22 protein-coding genes and 1 pseudogene are annotated in these 26,364 nt (G+C 56.2%); all 23 read left to right on the forward strand.

Features of this window, described 5'->3' with window-relative positions:
- Nucleotides 1-131 precede the first annotated feature (131 nt).
- The 23 genes and pseudogenes from AB4N85_RS09435 (at nt 132) to AB4N85_RS09545 (ending at nt 26,285) form a co-directional block, all read left to right on the forward strand.
- On the forward strand, nt 132-491 hold the full coding sequence (locus AB4N85_RS09435; RefSeq protein ID WP_095180108.1) for a response regulator: 360 nt from the start codon (nt 132-134) through the stop codon (nt 489-491).
- 171 nt (nt 492-662) lie between these two features.
- Entirely contained in the window at nt 663-4,586 is a 3,924-nt protein-coding gene (locus AB4N85_RS09440; RefSeq protein ID WP_236169053.1) for a M35 family metalloendopeptidase, read from the forward strand.
- A 96-nt stretch (nt 4,587-4,682) separates the two neighbouring features.
- Nucleotides 4,683-5,987, forward strand: coding sequence for a glycosyltransferase (locus AB4N85_RS09445; RefSeq protein ID WP_236169054.1), 1,305 nt, complete (start codon nt 4,683-4,685; stop codon nt 5,985-5,987).
- A 107-nt stretch (nt 5,988-6,094) separates the two neighbouring features.
- The gene (locus AB4N85_RS09450) at nt 6,095-6,958 is read left to right on the forward strand and encodes a PI-PLC domain-containing protein (protein ID WP_236169055.1); all 864 of its coding nucleotides are present in this window, start codon (nt 6,095-6,097) and stop codon (nt 6,956-6,958) included.
- Nucleotides 6,959-7,046: 88 nt separating this feature from the next.
- On the forward strand, nt 7,047-7,952 hold the full coding sequence (locus AB4N85_RS09455) for an AraC family transcriptional regulator (protein ID WP_056789758.1): 906 nt from the start codon (nt 7,047-7,049) through the stop codon (nt 7,950-7,952).
- Between the two features lie 342 nt (nt 7,953-8,294).
- Nucleotides 8,295-9,605 (forward strand): ABC transporter substrate-binding protein, encoded by a 1,311-nt coding sequence (locus AB4N85_RS09460; RefSeq protein ID WP_236169056.1) that lies wholly within the window; start codon nt 8,295-8,297, stop codon nt 9,603-9,605.
- Nucleotides 9,606-9,761: 156 nt separating this feature from the next.
- The gene (locus AB4N85_RS09465) at nt 9,762-10,688 is read left to right on the forward strand and encodes a carbohydrate ABC transporter permease (RefSeq protein ID WP_041480415.1); all 927 of its coding nucleotides are present in this window, start codon (nt 9,762-9,764) and stop codon (nt 10,686-10,688) included.
- 8 nt (nt 10,689-10,696) lie between these two features.
- The gene (locus AB4N85_RS09470; RefSeq protein ID WP_236169057.1) at nt 10,697-11,527 is read left to right on the forward strand and encodes a carbohydrate ABC transporter permease; all 831 of its coding nucleotides are present in this window, start codon (nt 10,697-10,699) and stop codon (nt 11,525-11,527) included.
- Between the two features lie 164 nt (nt 11,528-11,691).
- Complete coding sequence (locus tag AB4N85_RS09475) at nt 11,692-12,795, forward strand: ABC transporter ATP-binding protein (RefSeq protein WP_056789749.1); 1,104 nt, start codon at nt 11,692-11,694, stop codon at nt 12,793-12,795.
- 15 nt (nt 12,796-12,810) lie between these two features.
- Nucleotides 12,811-14,283 carry a mannitol dehydrogenase family protein gene (locus tag AB4N85_RS09480; RefSeq protein WP_252867683.1) on the forward strand — a complete coding sequence of 491 codons (1,473 nt, stop codon included), beginning with the start codon at nt 12,811-12,813 and terminating at the stop codon, nt 14,281-14,283.
- A gap of 204 nt (nt 14,284-14,487) precedes the next feature.
- Nucleotides 14,488-15,984: a xylulokinase gene (gene xylB / locus AB4N85_RS09485; protein ID WP_236169059.1), complete on the forward strand. Its 1,497-nt coding sequence runs from the start codon at nt 14,488-14,490 to the stop codon at nt 15,982-15,984.
- A gap of 13 nt (nt 15,985-15,997) precedes the next feature.
- A complete protein-coding gene (locus AB4N85_RS09490; RefSeq protein WP_252867684.1) occupies nt 15,998-16,936 on the forward strand; it encodes a carbohydrate kinase family protein in 939 nt (312 codons plus the stop codon).
- Nucleotides 16,937-17,013: 77 nt separating this feature from the next.
- On the forward strand, nt 17,014-17,601 hold the full coding sequence (locus AB4N85_RS09495) for a transglycosylase SLT domain-containing protein (RefSeq protein WP_041480414.1): 588 nt from the start codon (nt 17,014-17,016) through the stop codon (nt 17,599-17,601).
- Between the two features lie 275 nt (nt 17,602-17,876).
- A complete protein-coding gene (locus AB4N85_RS09500) occupies nt 17,877-19,970 on the forward strand; it encodes a type VI secretion system Vgr family protein (protein ID WP_236169061.1) in 2,094 nt (697 codons plus the stop codon).
- Complete coding sequence (locus tag AB4N85_RS09505) at nt 19,970-20,809, forward strand: DUF4123 domain-containing protein (RefSeq protein ID WP_236169062.1); 840 nt, start codon at nt 19,970-19,972, stop codon at nt 20,807-20,809. The genes AB4N85_RS09500 and AB4N85_RS09505 overlap by 1 nt, the downstream gene beginning before the upstream one ends.
- An 88-nt stretch (nt 20,810-20,897) precedes the next feature.
- Nucleotides 20,898-21,365 (forward strand): DUF3304 domain-containing protein, encoded by a 468-nt coding sequence (locus AB4N85_RS09510; RefSeq protein ID WP_236169063.1) that lies wholly within the window; start codon nt 20,898-20,900, stop codon nt 21,363-21,365.
- A gap of 18 nt (nt 21,366-21,383) precedes the next feature.
- Nucleotides 21,384-23,177, forward strand: a complete 1,794-nt coding sequence (locus AB4N85_RS09515; protein ID WP_236169064.1) for a DUF2235 domain-containing protein — start codon at nt 21,384-21,386, stop codon at nt 23,175-23,177.
- A 113-nt stretch (nt 23,178-23,290) separates the two neighbouring features.
- A pseudogene (locus AB4N85_RS09520) lies at nt 23,291-23,435 on the forward strand (type VI secretion system tip protein TssI/VgrG); the annotation flags it as partial.
- 68 nt (nt 23,436-23,503) lie between these two features.
- On the forward strand, nt 23,504-23,680 hold the full coding sequence (locus AB4N85_RS09525) for a hypothetical protein (protein WP_252867685.1): 177 nt from the start codon (nt 23,504-23,506) through the stop codon (nt 23,678-23,680).
- Entirely contained in the window at nt 23,677-23,994 is a 318-nt protein-coding gene (locus AB4N85_RS09530; protein ID WP_460067850.1) for a hypothetical protein, read from the forward strand. Before AB4N85_RS09525 ends, AB4N85_RS09530 begins: the two co-directional genes overlap by 4 nt.
- Complete coding sequence (locus AB4N85_RS09535) at nt 23,991-24,683, forward strand: tetratricopeptide repeat protein (RefSeq protein WP_460067852.1); 693 nt, start codon at nt 23,991-23,993, stop codon at nt 24,681-24,683. The genes AB4N85_RS09530 and AB4N85_RS09535 overlap by 4 nt, the downstream gene beginning before the upstream one ends.
- 89 nt (nt 24,684-24,772) lie before the next feature.
- Entirely contained in the window at nt 24,773-25,744 is a 972-nt protein-coding gene (locus AB4N85_RS09540; RefSeq protein ID WP_236169067.1) for a tetratricopeptide repeat protein, read from the forward strand.
- Nucleotides 25,745-26,015: 271 nt separating this feature from the next.
- Nucleotides 26,016-26,285, forward strand: coding sequence for a DUF2790 domain-containing protein (locus AB4N85_RS09545; RefSeq protein ID WP_095180120.1), 270 nt, complete (start codon nt 26,016-26,018; stop codon nt 26,283-26,285).
- Nucleotides 26,286-26,364: the final 79 nt, after the last annotated feature.

Raw genomic sequence — 26,364 nt, forward strand, 5'->3', positions numbered from 1 at the left:
CCTCACCGCACTGACCTGTTCTTTTTTGTTTCAGCTCGGGAACTTGTGGCTATGCGCCACTTACTCATGCAAGAGTCCGGCAAATTCGCTTGCCCGGTATCCCCCGATTTCATTTTTCTGAGAGTCCTGCCATGTCTGCCACTCCATCCACTATCCTGGTCGTAGAAGACGACTCCATCGTGCGCATGCTTATCGTCGATGTGCTGGAGGAGCTGGAATACACGGTATTGGAGGCTGATGACGGCAACGCGGCACTCGAAATCCTTGCGGATCCTGGCAAAGCCATCGATTTGATGATGACCGACTACGGCCTGCCTGGCATGAATGGCCGCGAACTCTCTCAAAAGGCCCGTCAGCTGCGCCCTGCTCTGCCCATCCTGTTCGCCAGCGGTTATGCCGAGAGTCTCGAAGTACCCGATGGCATGCATGTCATCGGCAAGCCCTTCTCCATCGATCAATTGCGCGACAAAGTTAAAGGCATTCTGAAATAAACCTGATAAATGTCCGTCGCAGATGCAACTTGTCACATCCGAAAATAATCAGCAACTAACTAACACTGCCATTGCTTAACCTGCCAGCTCTATCCTGAATAATCTTTGGCCGCGTTAATAAATAACGAAATACAGCCAGGGAACTTTCGATACTCATTCAGGATAGAGCCCATGCAGTTCATTTCTTCCGACGTGCCTGCCGCCGTCGATTGCTCCGCTTCCGACAAACAGGAACGCGCGCTTATTGTTCAGTCACTTGCCGAAGCCCTTAAGGCAACTGAGTTTGAAGTCTCGGCCGACAGTTACTCGGCAAGCGCCTCGCTGCCGGTCGCCACTGTATTCAATGTGCAAGATCGCTTCATACCCCGGGTCATCGGCAGCAGTTTTGACGAACACTGTGAACCAGCACGCAATGCCTTGAAAAATTTAATTGCAACCCCGGAGTTTGCGCAACTGTTACGCAACCATTCTTTTTCAGCTGATATTAACCTAGCAGTGGATACCAACGCCGGAGTTCTCGTTGTTTATGACTCAGAGTTCGAATCCCATCGTTTCAGCATTGCACTGGACAATGCTGAAGTTTCGGTGTTTTCCGAAGAACTCGATATGCTCGCCGATTTGGCGAAGAACATCGGCGGCGTCGTTTATTCCGGCCAAGTGATTGGCATAGTGCAATGGTTGAAGTTCAACGGTTATGACTTGCCGACGAACATTGCCGAAACCCGGGCACTGATTGAATGGCTGGCCTTCGAACTGCCTGAGCCGCCTTCCTTGGGCGACTACCACGAATTGCTCCACGCCGATGAGTCGTCACCGTTTCATCTATCGATAGCGGACCGCAAAGTCATAACCCAGACAGTGCATGAGCTGACCCAAGGTGCGACAAGCCTGTTGCAGGCACTGGCGTTCGCCAACTTCAACCTGATTCCGGCACAGGACATACGCGACAACGCGGACAAGTTCCTGCACAACTTCCTGAGGCGAAAAACCGCTCGCACCCTGGGAGAAACCCTGCATGCACGGCTTGGCTGGCATCTGGAAGCCAATAACCCGGACGTGCGCGAACGCCAGCTCAACGAGTTGGTCATCGCTGCGCTGATCATCGACATGCAATTGCGTTCCGATCAGCCTCTTGTCGCCGGCTATGACTTCTATCAACCGGCGAATGCCGCACTCGGCGCGGCCGAAGTACGCGTCCTGTTCGAACAGCATCTGGTTGATCAGGGCCTGAGCGAAGCGCACAACGCGCCACTGGCAGCGCATCTGTTGATGGCAGGTGCAGCGCCGGAGTTGCTCATCGACCAGATCCCGCCCGGGCTCACGCTGGACAAGCCAGGCTGGGTAACTGCACGCCAGAGCGCTGCCGTGGTCGAGCACGCCGCACCTGGCAGCTCGCGTGCAATGACGTTTGCACAACTCAAGGCGTTTTCCGAGCTGACCCCGGTTTCCGGTGAGCTCGACAAGTTGTACGAAGCGGCGGCGATCCCGGCGGTGGTGGACTGGGCGGTACTCAACGGAGTCATCCCTTACCGCAGCGACAAAGACTACGACAAGACCACGGTGATCAAGGCCAGCGCGTATTTCTCGCGTTACATGGAGGCTCTGGCCCAGTCTGAAACAGGCTTGTCCACCGCGCCACCGGACCGGCGCAAAATCGCTTTGCGTGCGCTGGAGCAAGTGATGCCCGCCGGCGCCTATCTCGAACAGCCGGCCTTCGAAATAAAGTACCTGGACAGTTTCGGCGAACGGAGCTGGCTCGAAGGGTTGAAGGCTGCGCATCCGGCGGGAATTCTCACCGAGTTCTGGAATTTCCTCGCCAGCGCCACTGACAACAACCAATACGCGATCAACGGCCTGTTGCGCCTACGCCTGTCGATTCTCGATCTGTATCTTTCCGGCGATCTGGTTGAAGACGGGCAACTTTCGGACAAATTCAAGACCCGCGACAACTTCCACCCCCCGGCCGATGCCTTCACCCGCCTGGCCGAACTGCAATCGCCGTCGCAACTGTTTGATCAGGCGTTTGATCGTTACTACCGGAACGTGCGCGAGGGTCTATCGTCCCTGATCAAAATGGCGATCACGCAGATGCCAGAGCATGATCGTCAGGCTTTGACCAGCGGCCAAATGACCTTCTACACCGTCAGGAAGGAAGTCAATCCACTGAATACGCAGCAAGAAACGCAAATCCAGCGAGATGAGGCCAATGGGCGTTACGGGATTATTCTTTGCTGCGACAACGGTGATCGGCTGCGCGCTTACGAACTGTTCACGCTGCGCGGCGTTTGCTACGAGCGTCCGGATCTGGCGCTCAAGCTGCAAGACACCGGCCTCATTCATCAACGGCCGACCCTTTCATACACTGGCAGCAAGTACGATTTTCAGGACAAGAACAAAGCCAGCGAGTGGCCCCTCGATTACGCCGCCTACCGCGAAGGCAGCGAACCACGCCAGGGCATGACTTCCAAAGTAGTGGTGGAGAAGCTCTGGCAGTTGCAACTGCAAGAGACTGATGTGCGCGCGGTTCCGCTGTTCTTTTCTGCGCAACTGGATGAGATCGCCCAATGCGTACTGGACAACCATCCTGTCGCCCGCCGCGAAGAGTTGTATGCCGCACTGGATGTGCGCAACGGCCTGGAAGAATGGCGTGACACCAGGGAGATCGTCGAGAACCTGGCAATCAACGTCATCGTGCCGTTCAAACAGTGCATTGAAGACATTCGTTCCGGACGCACCGACCGTGTCGCCGAAGGCATTGGTGGCTGCATTCTGGATGGCCTGTCGGTCATCGGCCTGCTGGTCGGTCTTGGCGCGTCGGCAGCGAGCATCATCGCCAAGACCGGGTCGACCACGCTCAAACTGCTGAAAGTCGCCAAAGCCGTGGCCCGAGCGGCCGTGTCGCTGATCAACCCGCTCGACGGTTTGCCCGCCCTCGCCCGCAAAGGTTTTCGTCTGGTCAAACGCGGCGTGGTCTTTGCCGGCGAAACCGCGCTCGACGCCGCGCACACCGCCAGCGTGCAATTGAAAAGGTTGATCCATGGTGTCGAGAGTCGGGACTGGCTCAGGCTCTCCCACACCGGCGATGTGCGTCAGGCGACCTGGCGAGGCGCCGACGCGCTTGGCGAGGCGATCGACATCGCAGTGCTGGAACGCAACCAGGACTGGCACGCGCTGAGCATCCGCACCGGCGGTGCCTGGGGCCCGCGCCTGAAACTGCTCGACCTGGGTAACTTCGCCCCGTTGAAGCGCCTGTTCGGCCGCTTCAAGCCATTCAGTTACACCCGCGGTTATCTGAAAAAAGCCATTCCCCGCGCCCGGACCAAGCTGGACAACTCCATCAACGCGCTGTCGCAACTGTCTTCCAACGACGACATTCGCGCGGTGCTCAAGCATGTGTTCGGTAACGATTCCGATGAAGTGGCACAGCACGTGTCGAAACATCTCAGCGCGATGCGCAAGGATCTCGAGTCGATCAGCTTCAGCAATGTGACGTTCCGCCCGCATCAACCCGGCGTGATCGCCTCGCTTTCGCCACCGGCCTATAAGCGTTGGCAGACAGCGCTGCGCACCGGCGAAAAAATCGATGAGTCCGCAGGCCGGTTTCTGTCGATCTACCCGGACAATCTCGATGAGTTTTACAAGTTGTCGCGTTACGACGACGGCAGCGTCGCCGACGTGCTGATTCACGAGATGTCCCACGGTGGCCCGGACACCCTCGACCTGTACTACGGCAAGGTCTACCCGGAGTTGCATCAGGCGGAGTTCGATGCAGTCGGACTGCTGGAGCTGGCTCGGGACGCGCGCAAGGCGCATCCGGACAACCTGATCAATCCACATCACGCTCTGGCGCACCGACCGGGATTCATCGAGTTCAACCAGGTAAAAACCAGTCTGCCGAAACTGGTCCAGGACCATCCGGCCCTGGCCAACGCTGAGTCGTACATGCTTGCGGTGTCCCTGCTCGATCAAGCGCAAACGCGTCCGGCCATATTGAGCTTCAATGTGAAGACTATCGACAATGCCGTGCGCAACACCGCTGCCGGCAAGTTTCTGCAAGGGCCGCTGCTGCTCAATCTCGCCAAACCGGTCAGTTAAGCGCTGAAACGGCTGATCGGTGGACAGGGTGCATTTCAATCACTTCGCTGTGGTTTAATTGCGCCCTTTTTTCTTCCATGGGTCAGAGGATCAGTCGTGAGCCATTCGCGTACCACCAAAGTTCTGGTCATCGGCTACGTCTGGCCAGAACCGCGCTCATCGGCGGCCAGCGGGCATGTCATGCAGATCCTCGAGACATTTCTCGATCAAGGCTGGGACATCACGTTCAGCAGCCCGGCCGGCCCGGGTGAACACAAGGCTGATCTGACGGCGCTGGGCATTCGCGAAGTATCGATCGAGCTCAACAACAGCAGTTTCGACACGTTCATCAGCGAGTTGGCGCCGGATATCGTGCTGTTCGATCAGTTCATGATGGAAGAACAGTTCGGCTGGCGGGTGGAGAAACACTGCCCGGACGCCCTGCGCATTCTGGAAACTTCCGACCTGCAAAGTCTGCGTCATGCGCGTCATCAGCGCCTGAAGGACCGGCTGAAAAGCAACGACGAGCAGACTGATTTCACCGGGCTGTTTGCACCGGCATTGCACGAAGAATTCCAGCTGATGGCCAGCACCGATCTGGCCAAACGGGAAATCGCTGCGCTGTATCGCTGCGACTTGAACCTGATGATTTCCGAAGTCGAGATCGACCTGCTGGTGGAGCAATTCGGCCTGCCTCGGCAAATCCTGCATTGGTGTCCGTTGATGATTGATCTTCCGGACACCGCCCCGCCAGGTTTCGAAGAGCGCGCGCATTTCCTCAGCATTGGCAACTTCCGTCACGCGCCGAACTGGGATGCCGTGCTCTGGATGAAGACCACCCTCTGGCCGCTGATCCGCGCGCGCTTGCCTCGCGCGCAACTGCATATCTATGGCGCCTATACACCGCCCAAAGCCACCGCACTGCACAACCCGGCCCAAGGCTTTCACATCATGGACTGGGCCGAAGATGCACTTGAAGTGATGTCGGCAGCACGAGTCTGCCTTGCGCCATTGCGCTTCGGCGCGGGAATCAAGGGCAAACTGCTCGATGCCATGCTCTGTGGCACGCCGAGTGTGACCACACCGATCGGCGCCGAAGCCATGCACGGCGAAGCTCCGTGGCCGGGAGCCGTCGCCCTCGACGCAAACACCTTTGCCGAACAGGCGGTGCAACTGTACGAAAATCCGGCGCGCTGGCAGCAGGCGCAGATTCAGGCTTCGGCACTTTTGCAGCAGCGTTATCAGCGCAGCGTACATGGCCCGCGTCTGATCAACCGGATAGATGATTGCCGACAACACTTGGCACAACTTAGAAACGACAACTTCACCGGCGCCATGTTGCGACATCACACACTCAAAAGCACTCAGTACATGGCTCAATGGATCGAAGCCAAAAACCAGTTGAGCCCAACAGAGCGCTGATTACATCAATTACATGACTTGCATTAAAAGCCAACTTTCGCAATAACACGAACATGCTTATAAACATCCTGCGCGCAACTTACTAACCACTTCGCAGGATGTGCAACATGGAAAACTTCGACGATATACCAACCCATCAATGGATGGCTTATTCACCACAAATCGATAATCTTTCGTTATTTGAAATGACCCTGCCCGGCGCGCATAACGCCGGTTGTGACTGGGAAGCGTCTTACGCCCTTATTCCCGGGAAAAACTGGCTTGCCTGCCAGGACGTTTCCTTTTATTCGCAGTTGAATCGCGGCGCTCGCGCACTTGATGTTCGCCTTGTATACAATAGCAAGGCGAAACAACTGGCGAGATTCCGTTTCCACCACAATGGATTCAACTCTTCGCGAACGCTTGAAGACCTGATCAGGGACGTTAAGGGGTTTTATGAAAGAAGCCCGAATGAGTTTATCATTCTGGACTTTCATGAACTTTCCAGCGCTACAGATCCATTCAACCATGAGGAATTCAAAACAGCTTTGCTGGAACACCTTGGGGAACGGATCATTCCCACCGACAATCTGCATCTGACAATTGGCCAACTCAAAGCCATCAATCCATTGCAACGCATTATGGTGGCCGCGCCGATGACCTGGGAAAGCGAAGACTTTCGTTTCTACAGACCAATCAATCACAAGTGGATCGGCAAATCACAGGTCAGCACCTCGGATCTTTATGGCTATATAGACAACGTACTGAGCACACCTGTCAGTACGCTCCGCCCATGGTCGCTGTCGGCAACCAGTTACACACTCGGCGGCCCACAGCGGATCCTCGACAGTCTTGACGAGTGGTTCGACCCGGAAAAATCCGATTGGGCGCGCAAGTGCAACATCATCAATTTCGACTTCATCAAAAATTCCAACATCGTGCGTTTCTGCCAAATGGCCAACCTGCAAAAGGCGCGCGACAAGCTCAGCTGAGCGGTCACCACGGACGGCCGGTCGTAAGTGGCACAAATGGCAAAAAACGAGGCATGATCGCGCAGCGATAATAAAAAAGTGCCCCGTCATGACCCGAACCGCTCGCGTGACCGACCCTTCCTACGAATTGATGGACGACCATAACGGTTTGTCCATCATCTACCGCCAGCACGGCTTCCCCTGCCCGCTGGTGCGCTGGCATTTCCACAAGGAATACGAACTGCACCTGATCGTGGCCAGTTCCGGCAAGGTGTTCATCGGCGATTACATCGGCAACTTCTATCCAGAGACTTTGTTTTTGACCGGTCCCAACCTGCCGCACAACTGGATCAGCCAGGTCGCCGAGGATGAAGTGGTGGAGAAGCGCGACATGCTGGTCAACTTCACCGACGAATTGTTCGAGAGCGGGCACCAGGTGTTCGCTGAGCTGAAATCCCTGGCGCCACTGCTTGAGCGTGCGCAGTACGGCATCGAATTTCGTTGCAAGCGCACGATCCGTCAGGCCATGACACTGATGCAGCGGATCGCCGACAGCACCGGCATCACTCGCCTCGGGCATTTTTTCATCCTGATGGAATTGCTCGCGGCCAGTGATGACTTCCAGTTGTTGTCCGGCGCTACCACGCCGCAACTGGCCGACGAACACAACATCGACCGCACCAACCGCGCGGTCGATTACATCTTCAGCCACTACGCGCGGGACATCTCACTGGAAGAAGTGGCCGAGCACCTGGGCATGACACCGACCTATTTCAGCCGGGTATTCAAACAGGCCACCGGGCGCAACTTCATCGAATTCGTCAATCGCCTGCGCATCAGCAAATCCTGTGAGCTGCTGGCCGATGGTGACAAACCGGTGACCGAGGTGTGCTTCGAGTCGGGCTTCAACAATATTTCCAACTTCAATCGACGCTTCCAGCAACTCAAGGGCATGACGCCGTCGCACTATCGACGGCTGGCGGTGCAACGGCTGACAGAACAGAACCATCTCTGACGACACGCCACCTGTGGGAGCGAGCCTGCTCGCGAAAGCGGTCTGTCTGTGAAAAATCCTGTGGCTGACACACCATCTTCGCGAGCAGGCTCGCTCCCACAAAAAACCGTGCCCCGGCTGGCGAAATCTGTACGCATTCGCTAACGGTCCCTCGCGCAAAACCCCTTCCCTGCGTTCACCCGCTCAAACCCCAGTGCAAAAAAGTATCGACAAAAGTGCTAGGGATGATTTGTCAGCTCCGCCGTGGAAGGCTGTAATCAGCGCAGATTCTTCCTGCATTCGGAAGACACAAAAACAATAACTGTCCTTCTGCCCCGTCGGGTGTCAGAAAAGGAGTGCACGATGCAACCCACTGCAAAAGCTCTGCTCGCTCTCACCTGCATGACCCTCAGCAGCGTCAGCCTTGGCGCCCAGACCCTGACCATCGCCACCGTCAACAACAGCGACATGATCCGCATGCAGAAACTCTCGAAAACCTTCGAGAGCGAGCATCCGGACATCAAGCTCAATTGGGTGGTGCTGGAAGAAAACGTCCTGCGTCAGCGCCTGACCACCGACATCGCCACTCAGGGCGGCCAGTTCGACGTGTTGACCATCGGCATGTACGAAGCCGCACTCTGGGGCGGCAAGGGTTGGCTGGAGCCGATGAAGGACCTGCCGGCCAGTTACGCCCTCGACGATGTCTTTCCGTCGGTGCGCGAAGGCCTGTCGGTGAAGGGTTCGCTGTATGCGCTGCCGTTTTACGCGGAGAGTTCGATCACCTATTACCGCACCGACCTGTTCAAGGAAGCCGGGCTGACAATGCCGGAGCGGCCGACCTGGGAAGAGATCGCCGGGTTTGCCGAAAAGCTCACCCACAAAGACAAAGAGCAATACGGCATCTGCCTGCGCGGCAAGGCCGGCTGGGGCGAGAATATGGCGCTGGTCACCACGGTCGCCAATGCTTATGGCGCGCGCTGGTTCGATGAGCAATGGAAACCGGAATTCAGCGGCCCGGAGTGGAAAAACGCGCTGAATTTCTACGTCAACACCATGAAGAAATCCGGCCCGCCGGGCGCATCCAGCAACGGTTTCAATGAAAACCTCGCCCTGTTCAACAGCGGCAAATGTGCGATCTGGGTCGACGCCAGCGTCGCCGGCTCGTTTGTCACCGACAAGACCCAGAGCAAGGTCGCCGATCACGTCGGTTTCACCTTCGCTCCGCATCAGGTCACCGACAAAGGTTCGGCGTGGCTATATTCGTGGGCGCTGGCGATTCCGACCAGCTCCAAGGCCAAGGACGCAGCAAAAACCTTCAGCGCCTGGGCCACGTCCAAAGAGTACGGCGAACTGGTTGCCAAGACCGATGGCATCGCCAACGTGCCGCCGGGCACCCGCGCTTCGACCTACAGCGACGCGTACATGAACGCCGCGCCGTTTGCCAAAGTGACGCTGGAATCGCTGAAAGCCGCTGACCCGAGCAAACCGACGCTGAAACCGGTGCCGTACATCGGCATTCAACTGGTGACCATTCCTGAATTCCAGGCAGTCGGCACCCAGGTCGGCAAGCTGTTCTCGGCAGCGCTGATCGGCCAGACCACGGTGGATCAGGCGCTGGCGGCGGCGCAGCAGACCACGGAACGCGAGATGAAGCGCGCGGGTTATCCCAAGTAACCGCTGAATGCCTTGCTCCTGCCTCTTGTGGGAGCGAGCCTGCTCGCGAAGGCGTCGTGTCAGCCAACACACATGACACTGACCCAGCGCTTTCGCGAGCAGGCTCGCTCCCACATGGGGATCTCCATAGGTCTGTATGACTCGGTTGTGAATGCCATGAATACTTCAACTGCCAAAGCCCACATCGACCTGTCGCCACCGCAGCGCAAGCTGCGGGTGCGCAATCCCGGCTGGTTTCTGGTCAGTCCTTCGGTGGCGCTGTTGCTGCTGTGGATGATCGTGCCGCTGGGCATGACCCTGTACTTTTCGATGATCCGCTACAACTTGCTCTATCCCGGCGAAAACGAATTCGTCGGGCTGGAGAACTTCACCTATTTCCTCACTGATTCGGGTTTCATGCCCGGCGCGACCAATACGTTGTTGCTCGTTGGCAGTGTGCTGCTGATCAGCGTGGTCTTCGGCGTGCTGATCAGCGCGTTGCTCGAGGCCAGCGAATTCCTTGGGCGCGGCCTGGTGCGGGTGATGCTGATCTCGCCGTTTTTCATCATGCCCACCGTCGGCGCGTTGATCTGGAAAAACCTGATTTTCCACCCGGTCTCGGGGATCCTCGCCTACATCTGGAAGCTGTTCGGTGCGCAACCGGTGGACTGGCTGGCGCACTACCCGCTGCTGTCGATCATCATCATTGTTTCGTGGCAATGGCTGCCCTTCGCGATCCTGATTCTGATGACCGCCATGCAGTCACTGGATCAGGAACAGAAAGAAGCCGCGCGCCTGGATGGTGCCGGCCCGATCGCGATTTTCTGGCACTTGACCCTGCCGCATCTGGCGCGGCCGATTGCTGTGGTGGTGATGATCGAAACAATCTTCCTGCTCTCGGTGTTCGCCGAAATCTTCACCACCACCAACGGTGGCCCCGGCTACGCCTCGACCAACCTCGCCTACCTGATCTACAACCAGGCGCTGGTGCAGTTCGACGTCGGCATGGCCTCGGCGGGCGGCTTGATTGCCGTGGTCATCGCCAACATCGCCGCGATCATTCTGGTGCGGATGATCGGCAAAAACCTGACTGACAAAGCGTGAGGCCTGCCATGACCCTCCAACAATCCCGCCGCCTGCAAAGCCTGCTGCTTGGTACCCTGGCCTGGGCCATCGCGATCGTGATTTTCTTCCCGATCTTCTGGATGGTGACGACCAGTTTCAAGAGCGAAATCGACGCCTTCGCCACGCCGCCGCAGTTCATCTTCACGCCAACGCTGGAGAACTACCTGCACATCAACGAGCGCAGCGATTACTTCAGCTTCGCCTGGAACTCGGTGGTGATCTCGTTCAGCGCAACCGCCCTGTGCCTGTTGATCGCGGTGCCGGCGGCCTACTCGATGGCGTTTTACGAAACCCAGCGCACCAAAAGCACATTGCTGTGGATGCTCTCGACCAAAATGCTGCCGCCGGTGGGCGTGCTGATGCCGATCTACCTGCTGGCCAAGAGTTTCGGCCTGCTCGATACGCGCATCGCGCTGATCGTGATCTACACGCTGATCAACCTGCCGATCGTGGTCTGGATGGTTTACACCTACTTCAAGGACATTCCCAAAGACATCCTCGAAGCCGCCCGCCTCGACGGTGCGACGCTGTGGCAGGAGATGGTTCGCGTGCTGCTGCCGATCGCCAAGGGCGGCCTCGCCTCGACCGTGCTGCTGTCGCTGATCCTGTGCTGGAACGAGGCGTTCTGGTCGCTGAACCTGACCTCTTCGAATGCCGCACCACTGACCGCGCTGATCGCCTCGTATTCAAGTCCCGAAGGGCTGTTCTGGGCCAAGTTGTCGGCCGTATCGACCTTGGCCTGTGCGCCGATCCTGATCTTTGGCTGGATCAGCCAGAAGCAACTGGTGCGCGGCCTCTCGTTCGGCGCCGTGAAATGAACATCCCGAATCCAACCCTATCCCCTGTGGGAGCGAGCCTGCTCGCGAAAGCGGAGTGTCATTCAACCCTGATGTCGACTGACACGGCCCCTTCGCGAGCAGGCTCGCTCCCACAGAAAAGCCGATCTGGTTTAACCCAATAATAAATTGCGGAGGCCCATCTCATGGCCAACCTGAAAATCAAGAATCTGCAAAAAGGCTTCGAAGGCTTTTCCATCATCAAGGGCATCGACCTTGAAGTGAACGACAAGGAATTCGTAGTCTTCGTCGGCCCGTCGGGCTGCGGCAAATCCACCCTGCTGCGCTTGATCGCCGGGCTGGAAGAGGTCAGCGGCGGCACTATCGAACTCGATGGCCGCGATATCACCGAAGTCAGCCCGGCCAAGCGCGATCTGGCGATGGTGTTCCAGACCTACGCGCTGTACCCGCACATGACGGTGAAAAAGAACATGTCGTTCGCCCTCGATCTGGCCGGCGTGCCGAAAGCCGAAGTCGAGCGCAAGGTCGGCGAAGCGGCACGTATTCTTGAACTCGGGCCGATGCTCGAGCGCAAACCCAAACAGCTGTCCGGCGGTCAGCGTCAGCGCGTGGCGATCGGCCGCGCCATCGTGCGCAACCCGAAGATTTTCCTCTTCGATGAGCCGCTGTCCAACCTCGACGCGGCGTTGCGCGTGCAGATGCGTCTGGAACTGCTGCGCCTGCATAAAGACCTGCAAGCGACGATGATTTATGTGACCCACGATCAGGTCGAAGCGATGACCATGGCCGATAAAGTCGTGGTGCTCAATGGCGGTAGAATCGAACAGGTCGGCTCGCCGCTGGACCTCTATCACAACCCGGCCAATCTGTTTGTCGCAGGCTTCCTCGGTACGCCGAAAATGGGTTTCCTCAAAGGCAAGATTGCCCGCATCGACGGCCCGAGCTGTGAAGTTTCGCTGGACGCAGGCACGCGCATCACCCTGCCGTTCAACGCCGCCAACCTCAGTGTCGGCAGCGCTGTCACGCTGGGCATTCGCCCGGAACATCTTGAGCTGGCGCAACCCGGCGACTGCACGCTGCAAGTGACTGCCGACGTCAGCGAACGCCTTGGCAGCGACACCTTCTGCCACGTCACCACCAGCGCCGACGAAGCCCTGACCATGCGCGTGCGCGGCGATCTGGCCAGCCGTTACGGCGAGCAATTGAGCCTGCGCCTGGACCCGACTCACTGCCATCTGTTCGATGCCGAAGGTGTGGCGCTGACCCGTCCGCTGCGTGCTGCGGCCTGATTTCGAGACTATCCGATGAAACTCAACCAACAGAACCTCAATCGCCTCGCCGCCCAGGTGCAACTGCCAGGCTACGACCTCGGCGACACACTCCAGGGCATCGCCCACATTGGCGTCGGTGGTTTCCATCGTGCGCATCAGGCGTATTACACCGATGCCTTGATGAACACTGGCGAAGCGCTGGACTGGGCAATCTGCGGCGTCGGGCTACGCCCGGAAGATCGCCGCGCCCGCGATGATCTGCGCGAGCAGGATTACCTGTTCACCCTGTTTGAGCTGGGCGACAGCGATGACACCGAAGTGCGCGTGATTGGCGCGATCCGCGACATGCTGCTGGCCGAAGATGACGCCCAGACGCTGATCGACAAACTCGCCGGACCACAGATCCGCATCGTCTCGCTGACCATCACCGAGGGCGGCTACTGCATCGACGACAGCAACGGCGAGTTCATGGCGCATCTGCCGCAGATTCAACACGACTTGGCCCATCCCGAGGCGCCGGGCACCGTGTTCGGTTTCCTCTGCGCCGCGTTGGCCAAACGGCGTGCGGCGGGCGTTCCGGCATTTACTGTGATGTCCTGCGATAACCTGCCCCACAACGGCGCCGTCGCCCGTAAGGCGCTGCTGGCTTTCGCCGCCCTGCGTGATCCGGATCTGCGCGACTGGATCGACCAGAACGTCAGTTTCCCCAACGCCATGGTCGATCGAATCACACCGATGACCAGCACCGCGCATCGCCTGCAACTGGCCGACAAACACGGTGTCGACGATGCCTGGCCGGTGGTCTGCGAACCGTTTGTGCAGTGGGTGCTGGAGGACAAATTCGTCAACGGCCGCCCGGCGTGGGAAAAGGTCGGCGTGCAGTTCACCGACGATGTGTCGCCGTACGAAGAGATGAAGATCAAACTGCTCAACGGCAGTCACCTGGCGCTCACTTATCTGGGCTTTCTCAAGGGTTATCGCTTCGTCCACGAGACCATGAACGATCCGCTGTTCGTGCGTTACATGCGCGCTTATATGGATCTGGATGTCACGCCGCAGCTGGCCCCGGTGCCGGGCATTGATTTGAGCGAATACAAGGACACGCTGGTCGCGCGATTCTCCAATCAGGCGATTGCCGATCAGCTGGAGCGCGTGTGTTCGGATGGCTCATCGAAGTTTCCCAAGTTCACCGTGCCGACGATCAATCGGCTGATCGCCGATGGCCGCGAGACCAAACGTGCAGCGCTGGTCGTGGCGGCGTGGGCGTTGTATTTGAAGGGCGTGGATGAGAATGGCGATACGTATTCGATTCCGGATCCGCGAGCGGCTTTCTGCCAGGGATTGGTGGCGGACGATGAGTTGATCACCGAGCGCCTGTTGGGCGTGGAGGAGATTTTCGGCACGGCGATACCGAAGTCGGCGGAGTTTGTTGCGGCATTCGAGTGGTGCTGCCAGAGTTTGCGCGAGGTTGGGGTTTCGCGGACTCTGGAACGGGTGCTCGGCTGAAAAGCCCCTCACCCTAGCCCTCTCCCGGAGGGAGAGGGAACCGACCGCGTGGTTCTTCCGTTATTCATCGACCTGAAATTCCGAGTCGAATACAGAGTGTGAAAGGCATGAAAATCTGCTCCCTTTCCCCCTCGCCCCCGTGGGGGAGAGGGCTGGGGTGAGGGGGTAGCTCTTGATCTTCAGCGCAATCTGACAGGCCCATACATGACAACAACAAAGCTCTTCCTGGGTATCGACTGCGGCACCCAAGGCACCAAAGCGATCATCCTCGATGCCGACAGCGGTCAGGTGCTCGGTCTGGGCGCGGCGCCGCACACGATGATCAGCGGCGCCAACGGCCGCCGCGAACAAGACGTTCAGCAATGGCTCGATGCATTCGTTAGCGCCACCCGCCAGGCCTTGCAAGCGGCAAACGTCGACGGCCAAGCGATCCTCGGCGTTGGCGTCTCCGGCCAGCAACACGGCCTGGTGCTGCTCGATGAGCAAGGCGCAGTGCTGCGCCCGGCCAAGCTCTGGTGCGACACCGAAACCACGCCGGAAAACGACCGCTTGCTCGCGCAACTGGGCGGCGAGCAAGGTTCGCTGGAACGCCTCGGCGTGGTCATTGCGCCGGGCTACACGGTGTCGAAACTGCTCTGGACCAAAGAGCAGCATCCCGACGTGTTCTCACGCATTGCACGCATTCTGTTGCCCCACGACTACCTCAATTACTGGCTCACTGGCCGCGCCTGCAGCGAATACGGCGACGCCTCCGGCACCGGCTATTTCGACGTGCGCACGCGGCAATGGGATGTGCAGATCCTGCGCGACATCGACGCCAGCGGCCGTTTGCAAGCCGCGCTGCCGGAGCTGATCGACGCGCACGCCGCCGTCGGCACCCTCCTCCCGGCAATCGCCGAGCAACTCGGCATCAACCCCAACACGGTGGTCTCGAGCGGCGGTGGCGACAACATGATGGGCGCCATTGGTACCGGCAATATTCAGCCCGGCGCGATCACCATGAGCCTCGGTTCGTCCGGCACGGTCTACGCGTTCTCCGACGCACCGAACGTCAGCGCCGACGCCTCGGTTGCCACGTTCTGTTCCTCCAGCGGCGGCTGGCTGCCGCTGATCTGCACAATGAATTTGACCAACGCCACCGGTGCGATTCGCGAACTGTTCAAGCTCGATCTGCCGACCTTCAACGAACTGGTCGCGCAATCGCCGATCGGCGCCGAAGGCGTGAGCATGCTGCCGTTCCTCAACGGTGAGCGCGTCCCCGCCCTGCCCAACGCCACCGGCAGCTTGCACGGCCTGACCATGGACAACCTGACCCAAGCCAACCTGTGCCGCGCCGCTGTCGAAGGCACCACCTTCGGTTTGCGCTACGGGCTGGATTTGCTCCGCCAGAATGGTTTACAAAGCCTGCGCATTTGCCTGATCGGCGGCGGCTCGAAGAGCGCGGTGTGGCGGCAGATCGTCGCCGACATCATGAACGCTCCGGTGATCTGCACCGAACAAAGCGAAGCCGCCGCACTGGGCGCGGCGATTCAGGCAGCGTGGTGCGCGTCGCGCTCGAACGGCGATGATGTGTCCCTGGCCGATCTGTGCGAACGCTGCGTCAAACTCGACGCGCGCAGTGAAACCCTGCCGATCGCCGCCAATGTCGCGGCGTTCCAGCAGGCCTACGAACGCTATCAACAGCATGTCGCAACCCTATAACGAGCAAACAACTATGTACCTGGTGTGTGGCGAAGCCCTGTTTGATTTTTTCAGCGAAAACGACGCCAGCGGTCTGGCCTCGAAAGTCAATTTCAAGGCGATTGCCGGCGGCTCGCCGTTCAACGTTGCCGTAGGTTTGCGGCGTTTGGGCGTGGACTCGGCGCTGTTCGGCGGGTTGTCCACCGACTACCTCGGCCGACGTTTGCAGCAAGTGCTGCAGGACGAAGGCGTGCGCCCGGATTATCTGGTGGATTTCGCCGCGCCGACCACCCTGGCGATGGTCGCGGTAGGCGCCAATGGCTCACCGCACTACAGCTTCCGTGGCGAAGGCTGTGCCGACCGGCAACTGAGCGAGGCGCATCTGCCGACACTTGGCGACGAGGTGCGCGGCCTGCACATCGGCTCGTTTTCGCTGGTGGTACAGCCGATTGGCGACACGTTGCTGAAATTGGTCCAGCGCGAAAGCGGTAAACGCCTGATCAGCCTCGACCCCAACGTGCGCCTCAATCCCGAGCCGAACATCGAGCTATGGCGCGAGCGCATCGCCACGCTGGTGCGCCTGGCCGATCTGATCAAAGTCAGCGACGAGGATCTGAGCCTGCTCTATCCCGAGCAGGATCCGCAGCATGTTATTGAAAGCTGGCTCGAACATCGCTGCCAGATCGTCTTCCTGACACGCGGTGGCGACGGCGCAACAGTGTTCAGTCGCGCCCATGGCTCGTGGTCGGTGCCGGCCAACCCGGTTCAGATCGCCGATACGGTAGGCGCCGGCGACACCTTCCAGGCCGCGCTGATCACCTGGCTGACCGAACATTCGCTGGACTCGGTCGAAGGCGTCCAGCAGCTCAGTCGAGAGCAAATCGACGGCATGCTCAGGTTCGCCGTACAAGCCGCCGCGCTGACCTGCAGCAAAACCGGTCCGGATCTGCCCTATCGTCATCAATTGAGCTGAGCGCGTAGACTGTCGGCCTTTTTGCGCACGACGGAAAACAGCTCTTGAATCACAGGCACATCCTCGCCCTCCTGACCATGGCCACCCTGCTGAGCGGTTGCGGCACCTCGCCGCCCCGCTCCCCGGAAGACATCTGCGCAATCTTCCGCGAGAAAAGCGATTGGTACGACGCTGCGCAAGTCACGCAGAAACGCTGGGGCGTGCCGATCCAGGTGCCGTTCGCGATCATGTATCAGGAATCCGGCTACCGCTACGACGCCAAGACGCCGCGCAAATACCTGCTCTGGGTGATTCCTTGGGGCCGCGTCTCGACCGCGTCCGGCTACGCGCAAGCCAAGGACGAAGTCTGGGCCGACTACCAGAAAAGCACCGGCCGCAACTGGGCCGATCGCGAAGACTTCGACGACGCCATCGACTTCGTCGGCTGGTACATGGACAAGACCACCTCGATCAACGGCGTGTACAAATACGACGCCTATAACCAATACCTGAACTACCACGAAGGCTGGGGCGGCTTCCGCAACAAGACCTACGCGAGCAAAGCCTGGCTACCGCCGACCGCGCGCAAGGTGCAGAACCGTTCGGATCTGTATGCGCAGCAATATGCCGGCTGCAAGGAAGACCTCAATCGCGGGTTCTGGAGCCGGTTCTGGCATTGGTTGTAGAAGCCCTTCGCGAGCAGGCTCGCTCCCACAAGACCTTAGTGAACGCCGATTTTGTGTACACCCGAGAAACCTGTGGGAGCGGGCTTGCCCGCGATGGCAATCTCTCAAACACCATCAAAGTCTATGAAAGGCCCGATTTCACTGACCCAAACCGCCCTCCTAAGGGTTTTCCCTATGGCACTGACGCCCCACACCTACGCCATTTGCGCCTTGAATGAGGCCGTCTAATCCTGCAACATCCATCACCTGCTTATTCAACGGACGGAATTCAAGGCATGCTGGACGCCAATGCAACCCACATCACCCTCTCGATCGAAGACGCCAACGCCGACCTGCAAGTCCTCAGCTTCACCGGTCGCGAAGCCCTCAACGAACCGTTCCGTTTCGACCTCGAACTGGTCAGCGCCCGCCCCGACCTGAAGCTCGAAGAGCTGCTGCACAAGCGCGCGTGCCTGACGTTCGGCGCCACCGGAGAAGGCAAGATTCACGGCCAGGTCTATCGCATCGAGCAGGGCGACTCCGGCAAGACCCTGACCCGCTACAGCATCAGCCTGATGCCGCAACTGGCCTATCTGCAGCACAACCATGATCAGCAGATCTTCCAGCAACTGACGGTGCCGAAAATCATCGCCCAGGTGTTGGAAGATCGCGGCATTCTCTCTGACGCCTACAGCTTCCAGCTCGGCGCCGAGTACCCGGAGCGTGAGTATTGCGTGCAATACGACGAGTCCGACCTGCATTTCATCCAGCGCCTGTGCGAAGAAGAAGGCATTCACTTCCACTTCCAGCACAGCAGCAGCGGCCACAAACTGGTGTTCGGCGACGACCAGACCGTATTCCGCAAACTGAAGCCGGTCAGCTACCAGCAGGACTCCGGCATGGCCGCCGAGAAACCGGTGATCAAGCGCTTCAACCTGCGCCTGGAAACCCGCACCACCCGCGTCAGCCGTCGCGACTACGATTTCGAAAAACCCAAGCTGCTGCCCGAAGGCGCGGTCAAATCCGAATTTGCCCCGGACCTGGAAGACTACGATTACCCCGGCCGTTTCACCACCCGCGAGCGCGGCAAGTTCCTCTCGACCCGCGCCCTCGAACGCCATCGCAGCGACTACAAACTCGCCGAAGGCAAAGGTGATGAACCGACGCTGACCAGCGGCCATTTCCTCACGCTCGCCGAACACCCGCGCGCCGAGTGGAACGACCTGTGGCTGCTGCTGGAAGTCTTCCACGAAGGCAAACAGCCGCAAGTGCTCGGCGAAAACGTCACCAGCGACATCACCGATAACAAGAGCGATTTCCACCAGGGCTACCGCAACAGCTTCCTCGCCACCCCGTGGGACGCGCACTACCGCCCTGCCCTCGAACACCCGAAACCGAAAGTCCTCGGCAGCCAGACCGCCGTCGTCACCGGCCCGCCCGGCGAAGAAATCCACTGCGACCAATACGGCCGCATCAAAGTGCAATTCCACTGGGACCGCGACGGCCAGTCCGACGATAAAACCACCTGCTGGATGCGCGTCGCCAGCGGCTGGGCCGGCGCAGCTTACGGCGGCATTGCCGTGCCGCGCATCGGCATGGAAGTCCTCGTCACTTTCCTCGAAGGCGACCCCGACCAGCCCCTCGTCACTGGCTGCCTGTATCACAAGGAAAACGTCGTCCCCTACGACCTGCCCGCCAACAAGACCCGCAGCACCTTCAAAACCCTCAGCTCCCCGGGCGGCAAGGGCTACAACGAATTCCGCATCGAAGACAAAAAAGGCGCCGAACAGATCTACATCCACGCCCAGCGCGACTGGGACGAAAACATCGAACACGACCAGAAAATCCGCGTCGGCAACGAACGGCATGACACCGTTGAAGCTAACGTGTTGAGCGAGTTCAAGGTCGAAGAACACCGGATCACCCATCTGGACCGAATCAGCGAAATGCGCGCGGATGATCACCTGACAGTGGGTGTGACGCAGCATGTGAAGGTTGGGACTGGGCAGTTTGTTGAGGCTGGGACGGAGATTCACTATCACGCTGGTGACAAGGTGGTGGTTGAGGGTGGCATGGAACTCACCGCCAAGGCTGGTGGGAGTTTTGTGAAGGTTGATGCGGGTGGTGTCACGATTAGCGGCGCTGAGGTGAAGGTGAATTCGGGTGGTGGTCCGGGAGCCGGCACCGGCATTCAGATCCTCGCCCCATTCATTCCAGGACTCGCAGCCATTGATAACGCCGGACGCCTGATGCAAACGCGCGCTAACCAGATGATGCAGGCGGAATCCCTCGCCGTGACGCCGAAACTCAAAGCACCTACCGGCATCTGCGTCGAATGCCTGAAAAAAGCCATGCGTGAAAAACTCGCCCTGCAATCGGGGGCCAATTGATGACAAAGAGTGACGCAGCGAAAGCCTGGAGCGAAGCGCAAAAGAACGCTCAGTCGATATTCGCGATCGTTGAGATCGGCCTGTTGCCGGAACCCGCTCGATTGCAGTTCGTCAGAGTTGACCCGTCACGACGGCCGTTGATGGTGCAACCGGAATTCGCCGAACTGCGCAACTACGGCCCGTGGCTGGTCGACGTTAGCCACATGGAATTCGAGGCCTTTCTCGCTCACGAACACTTCACCGGCTGCACCGCGATGGCCAGTTGGATTCGTACCGACTGCCCAGCCGACAAGCTCGCCGCTCACCTGAGTGATGCGTTGCTGGCAAAAAATGAAGCTGGCGAAGTCCTGATGATCCGTAGCTACGCGCCAGAAGTCGTGCCGATGCTGCACGCACGCGATGATCTGCCTTGGCATGCGTGGCTGTTTGGCCCAGTGCAGGAGTGGTGGGTGCCAGCAGAAGAAGATCAATGGCACTGTCTGAAGGGACTCAACCTTGAAAAGCCCGGAAGATACGAGCCTATCTTTCTTGACGGAAAGCTGTGGACGGACATGGAGATCGATCCTCTACCCTACAGCCTCACCACTGAACTGGAAAAAGAAGCGCCTGAGGTCTTCACCAGCAGTTGTCACGGTGCCCGTTTGAAACAAGTGAAAGAAGCGCTGGACGCTGGCCGCGATGAAGGCTTGACCGAACCGGAAGACGTCACCCTATTTGCCAGCCTGCAATTGATGGACCGCGAATTTCCGTCGAACTGGCCGATGTGGGAGAAGGCGAAAGAACGGGCAATTGGAGAGAAGTTGCCGCTTGGTGTGGTGATGCGAGAGTTGTCGGCGTGAGTTTCATGATGAACATACTGATCAGAACTTTCTGTCTTATAGCTTTCTGGATATTCAAGATACATTGCTGGATAAGGAATTTAGGTAAATGTTCATAAGCATGAATACTCAACGGCAAAAAACCTGGCGTCGCCGCAACCTTGTCATCGGGGTATTCGTTTTACTGCTGCCTTTCATTGGATCGTATCTTTATAACCAGTTTCGTACGCCGGGTGCGATGTTGACTTCTGAAAACTATATGAAAAGACCAATTTTCAGTTTTTGGGTGAACGATTTTTGGGGCGGCAACTTAAGTGCGATGGGTAGCGGCGGGATCACATGCTGCCAAGCGATAAAGGGACCTACTGTAAAGATAACTTGGATACTAAGCACGACAGAAGAGCAAGAAAAGAGGGGCTTGAAACAAGAAACTCACGAAACGACTTTGACTCTTCCGGAGCAGCGTCGAACTGATCGATATCTCCATGTACGTTTTCTGGAAAATAACTCTGTTCAAATAATGTGGAGCCCGAACCTCGACAGTCCTTTTGATACCAATCCATCAGCAGCCAATTGAAAAACAAGGAGGTTTATGATGAACGCGACAAACCTTGATCGTGCTCAATCAATTTCTGCAAAAACTTGTCTTAATGCAACCGAGAGAAAATCTGTTCTGCCTTGCGAAGCTACGCTATACATTGGGTTCTTTTTTGACGGCTTTGGACGCAACCTAGTCGAAGATCTTAAAGAAAATCGCCTTACAAATGTCGCCCGTTTGTTTTTAGCTTATCCAGGTGATACTAAAAACTTAGAAGCTCAGCCGGAGGCACACTATCGAAGATTTTACATTTCCGGCTTAGGGAAAACTTTTGATGAATCCTTGGGCGGTAGTGCGCAGCTTAGCAATACTGGGCTAGACGGAGCATTAAACAGGGCCAAAGACAGCGCTATCAAAACTCCCGAAGACACGATAAAAAATAGCCCGCTTGACGCGATAAAAGACGTCGTTACGGGAAAAAAATGGTGGGAGAGCGCATACAGTAATCTAAAACCCGGGAGTCTTTTGTCCAGTTTGGCTAAAGCCGCAGCCCCAGCAACCCTGGATGTGTTTTCAGTCACGCGCGACAACGAAATTACGGCAACCTTTTTCAAAACGGGAGTTGATACGAGGCTAGAAGCCGCATTCAGTGTTTTGGAAGACGTGCTCACTAAAATCAAAGGCGAATCCGGAGCGCTTGTAAAAAAAATCTCGGTTTCTGTTTATGGCTTTGACTATGGGGCCACACTAGCTCGCGCTTTCGCTCATAAATTATTCGAGGAATGTGATCCAGCGACGACCATTTTTAAAGGTGCGAAGCTCGAAGTAAGTTTCGTTGGCCTTTTCGACTCTGTCGACCGTAGTGGCGAAAACTCCATTGTTATGGAGTATTTGATCCCGTTCGTAAACGTCGTCGACGACGGAGAGTGCCTTCCAGGCCCAGTTAAGTCAGCTTTACACCTCGTTGCAGCACATGAGTGCCAAGATGCTCGCCGATCCAGATTGATCGGTACGGGACCACTAACCCCTAGGTGGGAGGAGCGCTTGGTTCCTGGAACATCTTATGACGTAGGGGGTGGCTTGGGTAAACAAGATGTGCCACATAGTACTGAACTGCACTTAGCATGCCTCCACGAGATGTATGAAGCTGCAATCCGTGCGGGTGTACCGTTCCCAACTCTTGACGAAATAAAACGCACCGACACTAGCGTCGCCAAGCTTTTCACTTTGAATGACCATATAAATGGTATCAGCGCCATCGGTGCAAGCGCTAACTACATGAATAAAGCAGGAAATAAGAAACTGTCTACTGAAGGATTCCTTGCTCATCGACGCTTATATATCCAACGCTTGCGCAACTTATGGGAACTATATCGGGGACAGCATAAAGCTTATGATGATGAGGAAGAGCGCCTCCAACGCCCTATGTTGAACAAGGATGGTCCAATTGCACGCGCACTAGGAATTAGCAGCGAGAGCGAAGTAGAGGTAGCCAAACGCGAGCGAGCCATTAAACAAACGCAAAAAAACAAGGCAGCCCTTCGCGCCGAACTGAGTTGGCTTGAAGATATTGATCGAGAAGCGCAAAGGTTAAAAGTCAGCTTCCCCAGTGCTTCTGTTAAAGCTCTTTTGGATGAATGGTTCGTCACATCACCGAAGGGACTCAGCCCCGATGTTGAAGACTTACTTGAGTATTACATAAATGATCAATTCATGATTCAACAAATTCCTATAGGCACGGGCGCACCAATACCAAAATATTTCCGCATCCGAGAGTTCGACATCCCTAGTCTAAATAAAACAAAAGGTTTGGCACCTGACTATATGGACCAAATGAAGTATAAATCCTAGCCCAACAAGTTTGTCCGACGACTCAAGATCCGTTATGCCTGAAAATCGGATGGATAAAATAATGGCATTGAGCAAAAATCTAGCTAGGGACGGTCAAATCCGAATTCGCCACGGACCTGGAAGACTACGATTACCCCGGCCGTTTCACGACTCGCGAGCGCGGCAAGTTGCTCTCGACGCGCGCTGGAACGCCATCGCAGCGACTACAAGCTCGCCGAAGGCAAAGGTGATGAACCGACCCTCACCAGGGGCCATTTCCGTTTGGTATAAAGGAGTAAGCGGGAGAACAAGAGTATTGCAAAAATCGCATGTCACTGGATAGTTTCATGCCGGAAAGCGTTCAAAGCCTCTTTGACGATACAATTTTTGAAGTACGTAAAAACTATAAATCGCACGCAAAATTACTTGGCGCAAATCTGGCTGATTATTGTCAACAAAATTATGTCCCATCACCAACCTACTCGCTGAGTGGGGCGACACCCGATTTAAAAGGCTACCAATGAACAGACTTATAAAAATCAAATTAAATCAGATTATTCTAATGTTCAGCTTAGGTTTGATTTCAGTGTCGCCGTATAGCGCCAATTTTACCAATGCATCCGCAGTCCCTCAGCAAAGTGGACCAAGCGGAATCATTCTTTACAACCAGATGAAAATAGATGCGGCCATTCCACAGCTAGAGCGAGAGGCAAAAGACGGCGTAATAGAATCACAGTATTATCTTGCCGAAGCTCTTCGAAAGAAAAATGGATACATGACTCCCGAAGCCCAATTTTGGTATGAATCGGCAGCAGAGAAAAAAACATATACGCAATGATTCAGTTGGGTCGAGCAAAAAAAGATCTTTGCGCAACGATGGGAAATTGCCCGTCGTCAAAAAAAACTCAAGCAGAATGGTTCGTAGAGGCAAAAAAAATAACGTTACCTAAGGCAAATGATGGCGATCCTGAATCTTTATACTTGATGTACGAAATCACGCTGGATCACCATTGGTTAGAAAAATCTGCTAATGCAGGCTATCCGCTCGCGCAATATTGGATGGCGATCAGCGAAAGGCAGGGAGAGGGTTACTTCTTTACTCCTGGAGGACGTGAAGCGTCGGTCAAAAAATGGCTGCTACTCTCTGCGGAAGGTGGCAACCCTAAAGCTATGATGCAATATCTAGAGACGCTTTATAAGCAAGGAGACATGGCGAGCATTCGACATTGGCTCGAGAAGGCTGCCGCAACAGGCGAACAAGCTGCAATGAGTAACTATGGTGCGTACATTTCACATACGCCAGATAAAGTAGGTTACTCTTTGGATTTAGTCAAAGGCTACGCTATTTTCTCTTTGTTAAAAGAACTCGGTGACGCCGGTGGCGTGCAAGATTATGTCGACCGTAAGATCGAAAAAATTTCTGAAAAGATGACACCAGAACAAATTGAAGAATCAAAAATCGTCGCTGAAGAATGGAAAACCAATCACCCACCGCTGTCTTTCTTCCCCGACAAGCTGAGTAATTGAGTATATTTTTAGGTTGTCCGCACCCAAATTCCATCTAGATAAATTATCGCCACTGCCCTTGATGAACGACTGAATAGGCAAAGACTTCAATGAAACTGCTGGCCACTGCGTTAACATTTTTAAGCCTAGTATCAGCCCAGTCAAACGCGCTTACGAACGAACAATCTCAGGCAAAAATCAAGGGCATTGAACTATACAATCAACACAAAGCCATCTCCGCAATTGAAACATTACAAATAGCAGCCGAAGGCGGTGATGATGAAGCACTTTACTATTTGGGAGAATCTATAAGAAAAAACAACAGATACATGACTCAAGAAGCGCGAAAGGCTTACGAGGAATCAGCAAAAAAAGGCAATATTTACTCTATGATTCGGCTCGGTGGCGCGGATCAAGATTTGTGCGTAACTATGAACAATTGTTCTTCCTCTGAGCAATCCCCTAAAGATTGGATGAACAAAGCCAAAAACCTTGCTACAGATCAGGCATCTCATGGTGACGCTGAGTCGATGTACCTACTATGGGAGATAACAGGAAACGATGAATGGCTTGAAATGTCCGCAGAAAAAGGTTTTGCATTAGCTCAATTTCGTTTAGCGACCAAGTATCAAGAGGGGGGAGGCATGTTCCTACTACCCTCTAGCAGATCAGATGAAATCGAAAAATGGATGAAAGCCGCTGCAGAGAATGGTTATCCACCAGCCATGATGGGATTTGCCGCTACCAGGATTGAAAAAGCCGATTTGTCATCATTTAGAAAATGGAATGAAAAAGCTGCAGCCTCAGGCTATGCATCTGCAGTTTTTGGTTACGCGTCATATATTGGCGAAGCTGAACCAAAATACGGGTTCGAATCAGACCCGGTAAAGTCATACGCACTATTGTCGAATCTACTGGAGCTTGATGGTGGTGGAAACGTAATAAACAACGTTAACGACGTATTGCCGGAAGTAGAAAAAAAGCTGTCAAAAGAGCAATTAGAAAAAGCAAAAGAACTCGCAAAAACGTGGAAGGCCACTCACCCACCGCTCTCGTTTTTTCCAGATAAGTTAGGGTACTGAAATTTAGCAGTACAGCCTTATCATTAATTTTTTTCAAGCACGTCAAAGCCCGTACCCTAATGATTCATATCGCAAACGACAAAATGCCCGAGACAAGGGAAAAGCAACCGTAAATAACTCAGCTCATGTTCACATCGGTTAACTCGGCCTTAACGCCACAGTCAGAGACTCCATATCACCGCACACCCTCAGCTCTCCCCCGCTGACGCCCAGTGCGGCAGGCTCGCCCGGATTCGTGCCGGGCGCCTATCCGTTACGCTGGAGTCCTCTCATGAACATTCGTCCCTTCCTGCTCACTGCCACCCTCGCCTGCAGCTCATACGCCGCACTGGCCCAAGCCAACGTCACCTCCGCCACATCGAATCAAACACCCTACCAATACGGCATGCCACTACACGTGGCGAAGGTGCTTTCGCTAACCGAGCCGCCGACCTCGGAATGCAAAGTCATCACCGCCGACATGAAATACATCGACAACACCGGCAAGCCCGCACAAATCAGTTACAGGAAATTATCTGACGCATGCAGTCAACAGAACTGACAGACGCTTCTGATTTTCCGCTTGGCCATAGGCGTGCGGTGGTTTCGGCGGGTATGCTCGGGGCCTTCCCTACTGCCGC

This window comes from Pseudomonas sp. H1_G08, from assembly GCF_054681355.1.

Bases quoted from the DNA above. Each gene is read 5' to 3' on its own strand.
- AB4N85_RS09455 (WP_056789758.1), top strand. From the start codon at position 7,047: ATGACCCGAACCGCTCGCGTGACCGACCCTTCCTACGAATTGATGGAC.
- AB4N85_RS09515 (WP_236169064.1), top strand. From the start codon at position 21,384: ATGAACGCGACAAACCTTGATCGTGCTCAATCAATTTCTGCAAAAACT.
- AB4N85_RS09475 (WP_056789749.1), top strand. From the start codon at position 11,692: ATGGCCAACCTGAAAATCAAGAATCTGCAAAAAGGCTTCGAAGGCTTT.
- AB4N85_RS09470 (WP_236169057.1), top strand. From the start codon at position 10,697: ATGACCCTCCAACAATCCCGCCGCCTGCAAAGCCTGCTGCTTGGTACC.
- AB4N85_RS09480 (WP_252867683.1), top strand. From the start codon at position 12,811: ATGAAACTCAACCAACAGAACCTCAATCGCCTCGCCGCCCAGGTGCAA.
- AB4N85_RS09545 (WP_095180120.1), top strand. From the start codon at position 26,016: ATGAACATTCGTCCCTTCCTGCTCACTGCCACCCTCGCCTGCAGCTCA.
- AB4N85_RS09435 (WP_095180108.1), top strand. From the start codon at position 132: ATGTCTGCCACTCCATCCACTATCCTGGTCGTAGAAGACGACTCCATC.
- AB4N85_RS09465 (WP_041480415.1), top strand. From the start codon at position 9,762: ATGAATACTTCAACTGCCAAAGCCCACATCGACCTGTCGCCACCGCAG.
- AB4N85_RS09530 (WP_460067850.1), top strand. From the start codon at position 23,677: ATGAACAGACTTATAAAAATCAAATTAAATCAGATTATTCTAATGTTC.
- AB4N85_RS09500 (WP_236169061.1), top strand. From the start codon at position 17,877: ATGCTGGACGCCAATGCAACCCACATCACCCTCTCGATCGAAGACGCC.
- AB4N85_RS09505 (WP_236169062.1), top strand. From the start codon at position 19,970: ATGACAAAGAGTGACGCAGCGAAAGCCTGGAGCGAAGCGCAAAAGAAC.
- AB4N85_RS09460 (WP_236169056.1), top strand. From the start codon at position 8,295: ATGCAACCCACTGCAAAAGCTCTGCTCGCTCTCACCTGCATGACCCTC.
- AB4N85_RS09540 (WP_236169067.1), top strand. From the start codon at position 24,773: ATGAAACTGCTGGCCACTGCGTTAACATTTTTAAGCCTAGTATCAGCC.
- AB4N85_RS09440 (WP_236169053.1), top strand. From the start codon at position 663: ATGCAGTTCATTTCTTCCGACGTGCCTGCCGCCGTCGATTGCTCCGCT.
- AB4N85_RS09525 (WP_252867685.1), top strand. From the start codon at position 23,504: ATGCCGGAAAGCGTTCAAAGCCTCTTTGACGATACAATTTTTGAAGTA.
- AB4N85_RS09495 (WP_041480414.1), top strand. From the start codon at position 17,014: ATGGCCACCCTGCTGAGCGGTTGCGGCACCTCGCCGCCCCGCTCCCCG.
- AB4N85_RS09535 (WP_460067852.1), top strand. From the start codon at position 23,991: ATGATTCAGTTGGGTCGAGCAAAAAAAGATCTTTGCGCAACGATGGGA.
- AB4N85_RS09510 (WP_236169063.1), top strand. From the start codon at position 20,898: ATGTTCATAAGCATGAATACTCAACGGCAAAAAACCTGGCGTCGCCGC.
- AB4N85_RS09450 (WP_236169055.1), top strand. From the start codon at position 6,095: ATGGAAAACTTCGACGATATACCAACCCATCAATGGATGGCTTATTCA.
- xylB (WP_236169059.1), top strand. From the start codon at position 14,488: ATGACAACAACAAAGCTCTTCCTGGGTATCGACTGCGGCACCCAAGGC.
- AB4N85_RS09490 (WP_252867684.1), top strand. From the start codon at position 15,998: ATGTACCTGGTGTGTGGCGAAGCCCTGTTTGATTTTTTCAGCGAAAAC.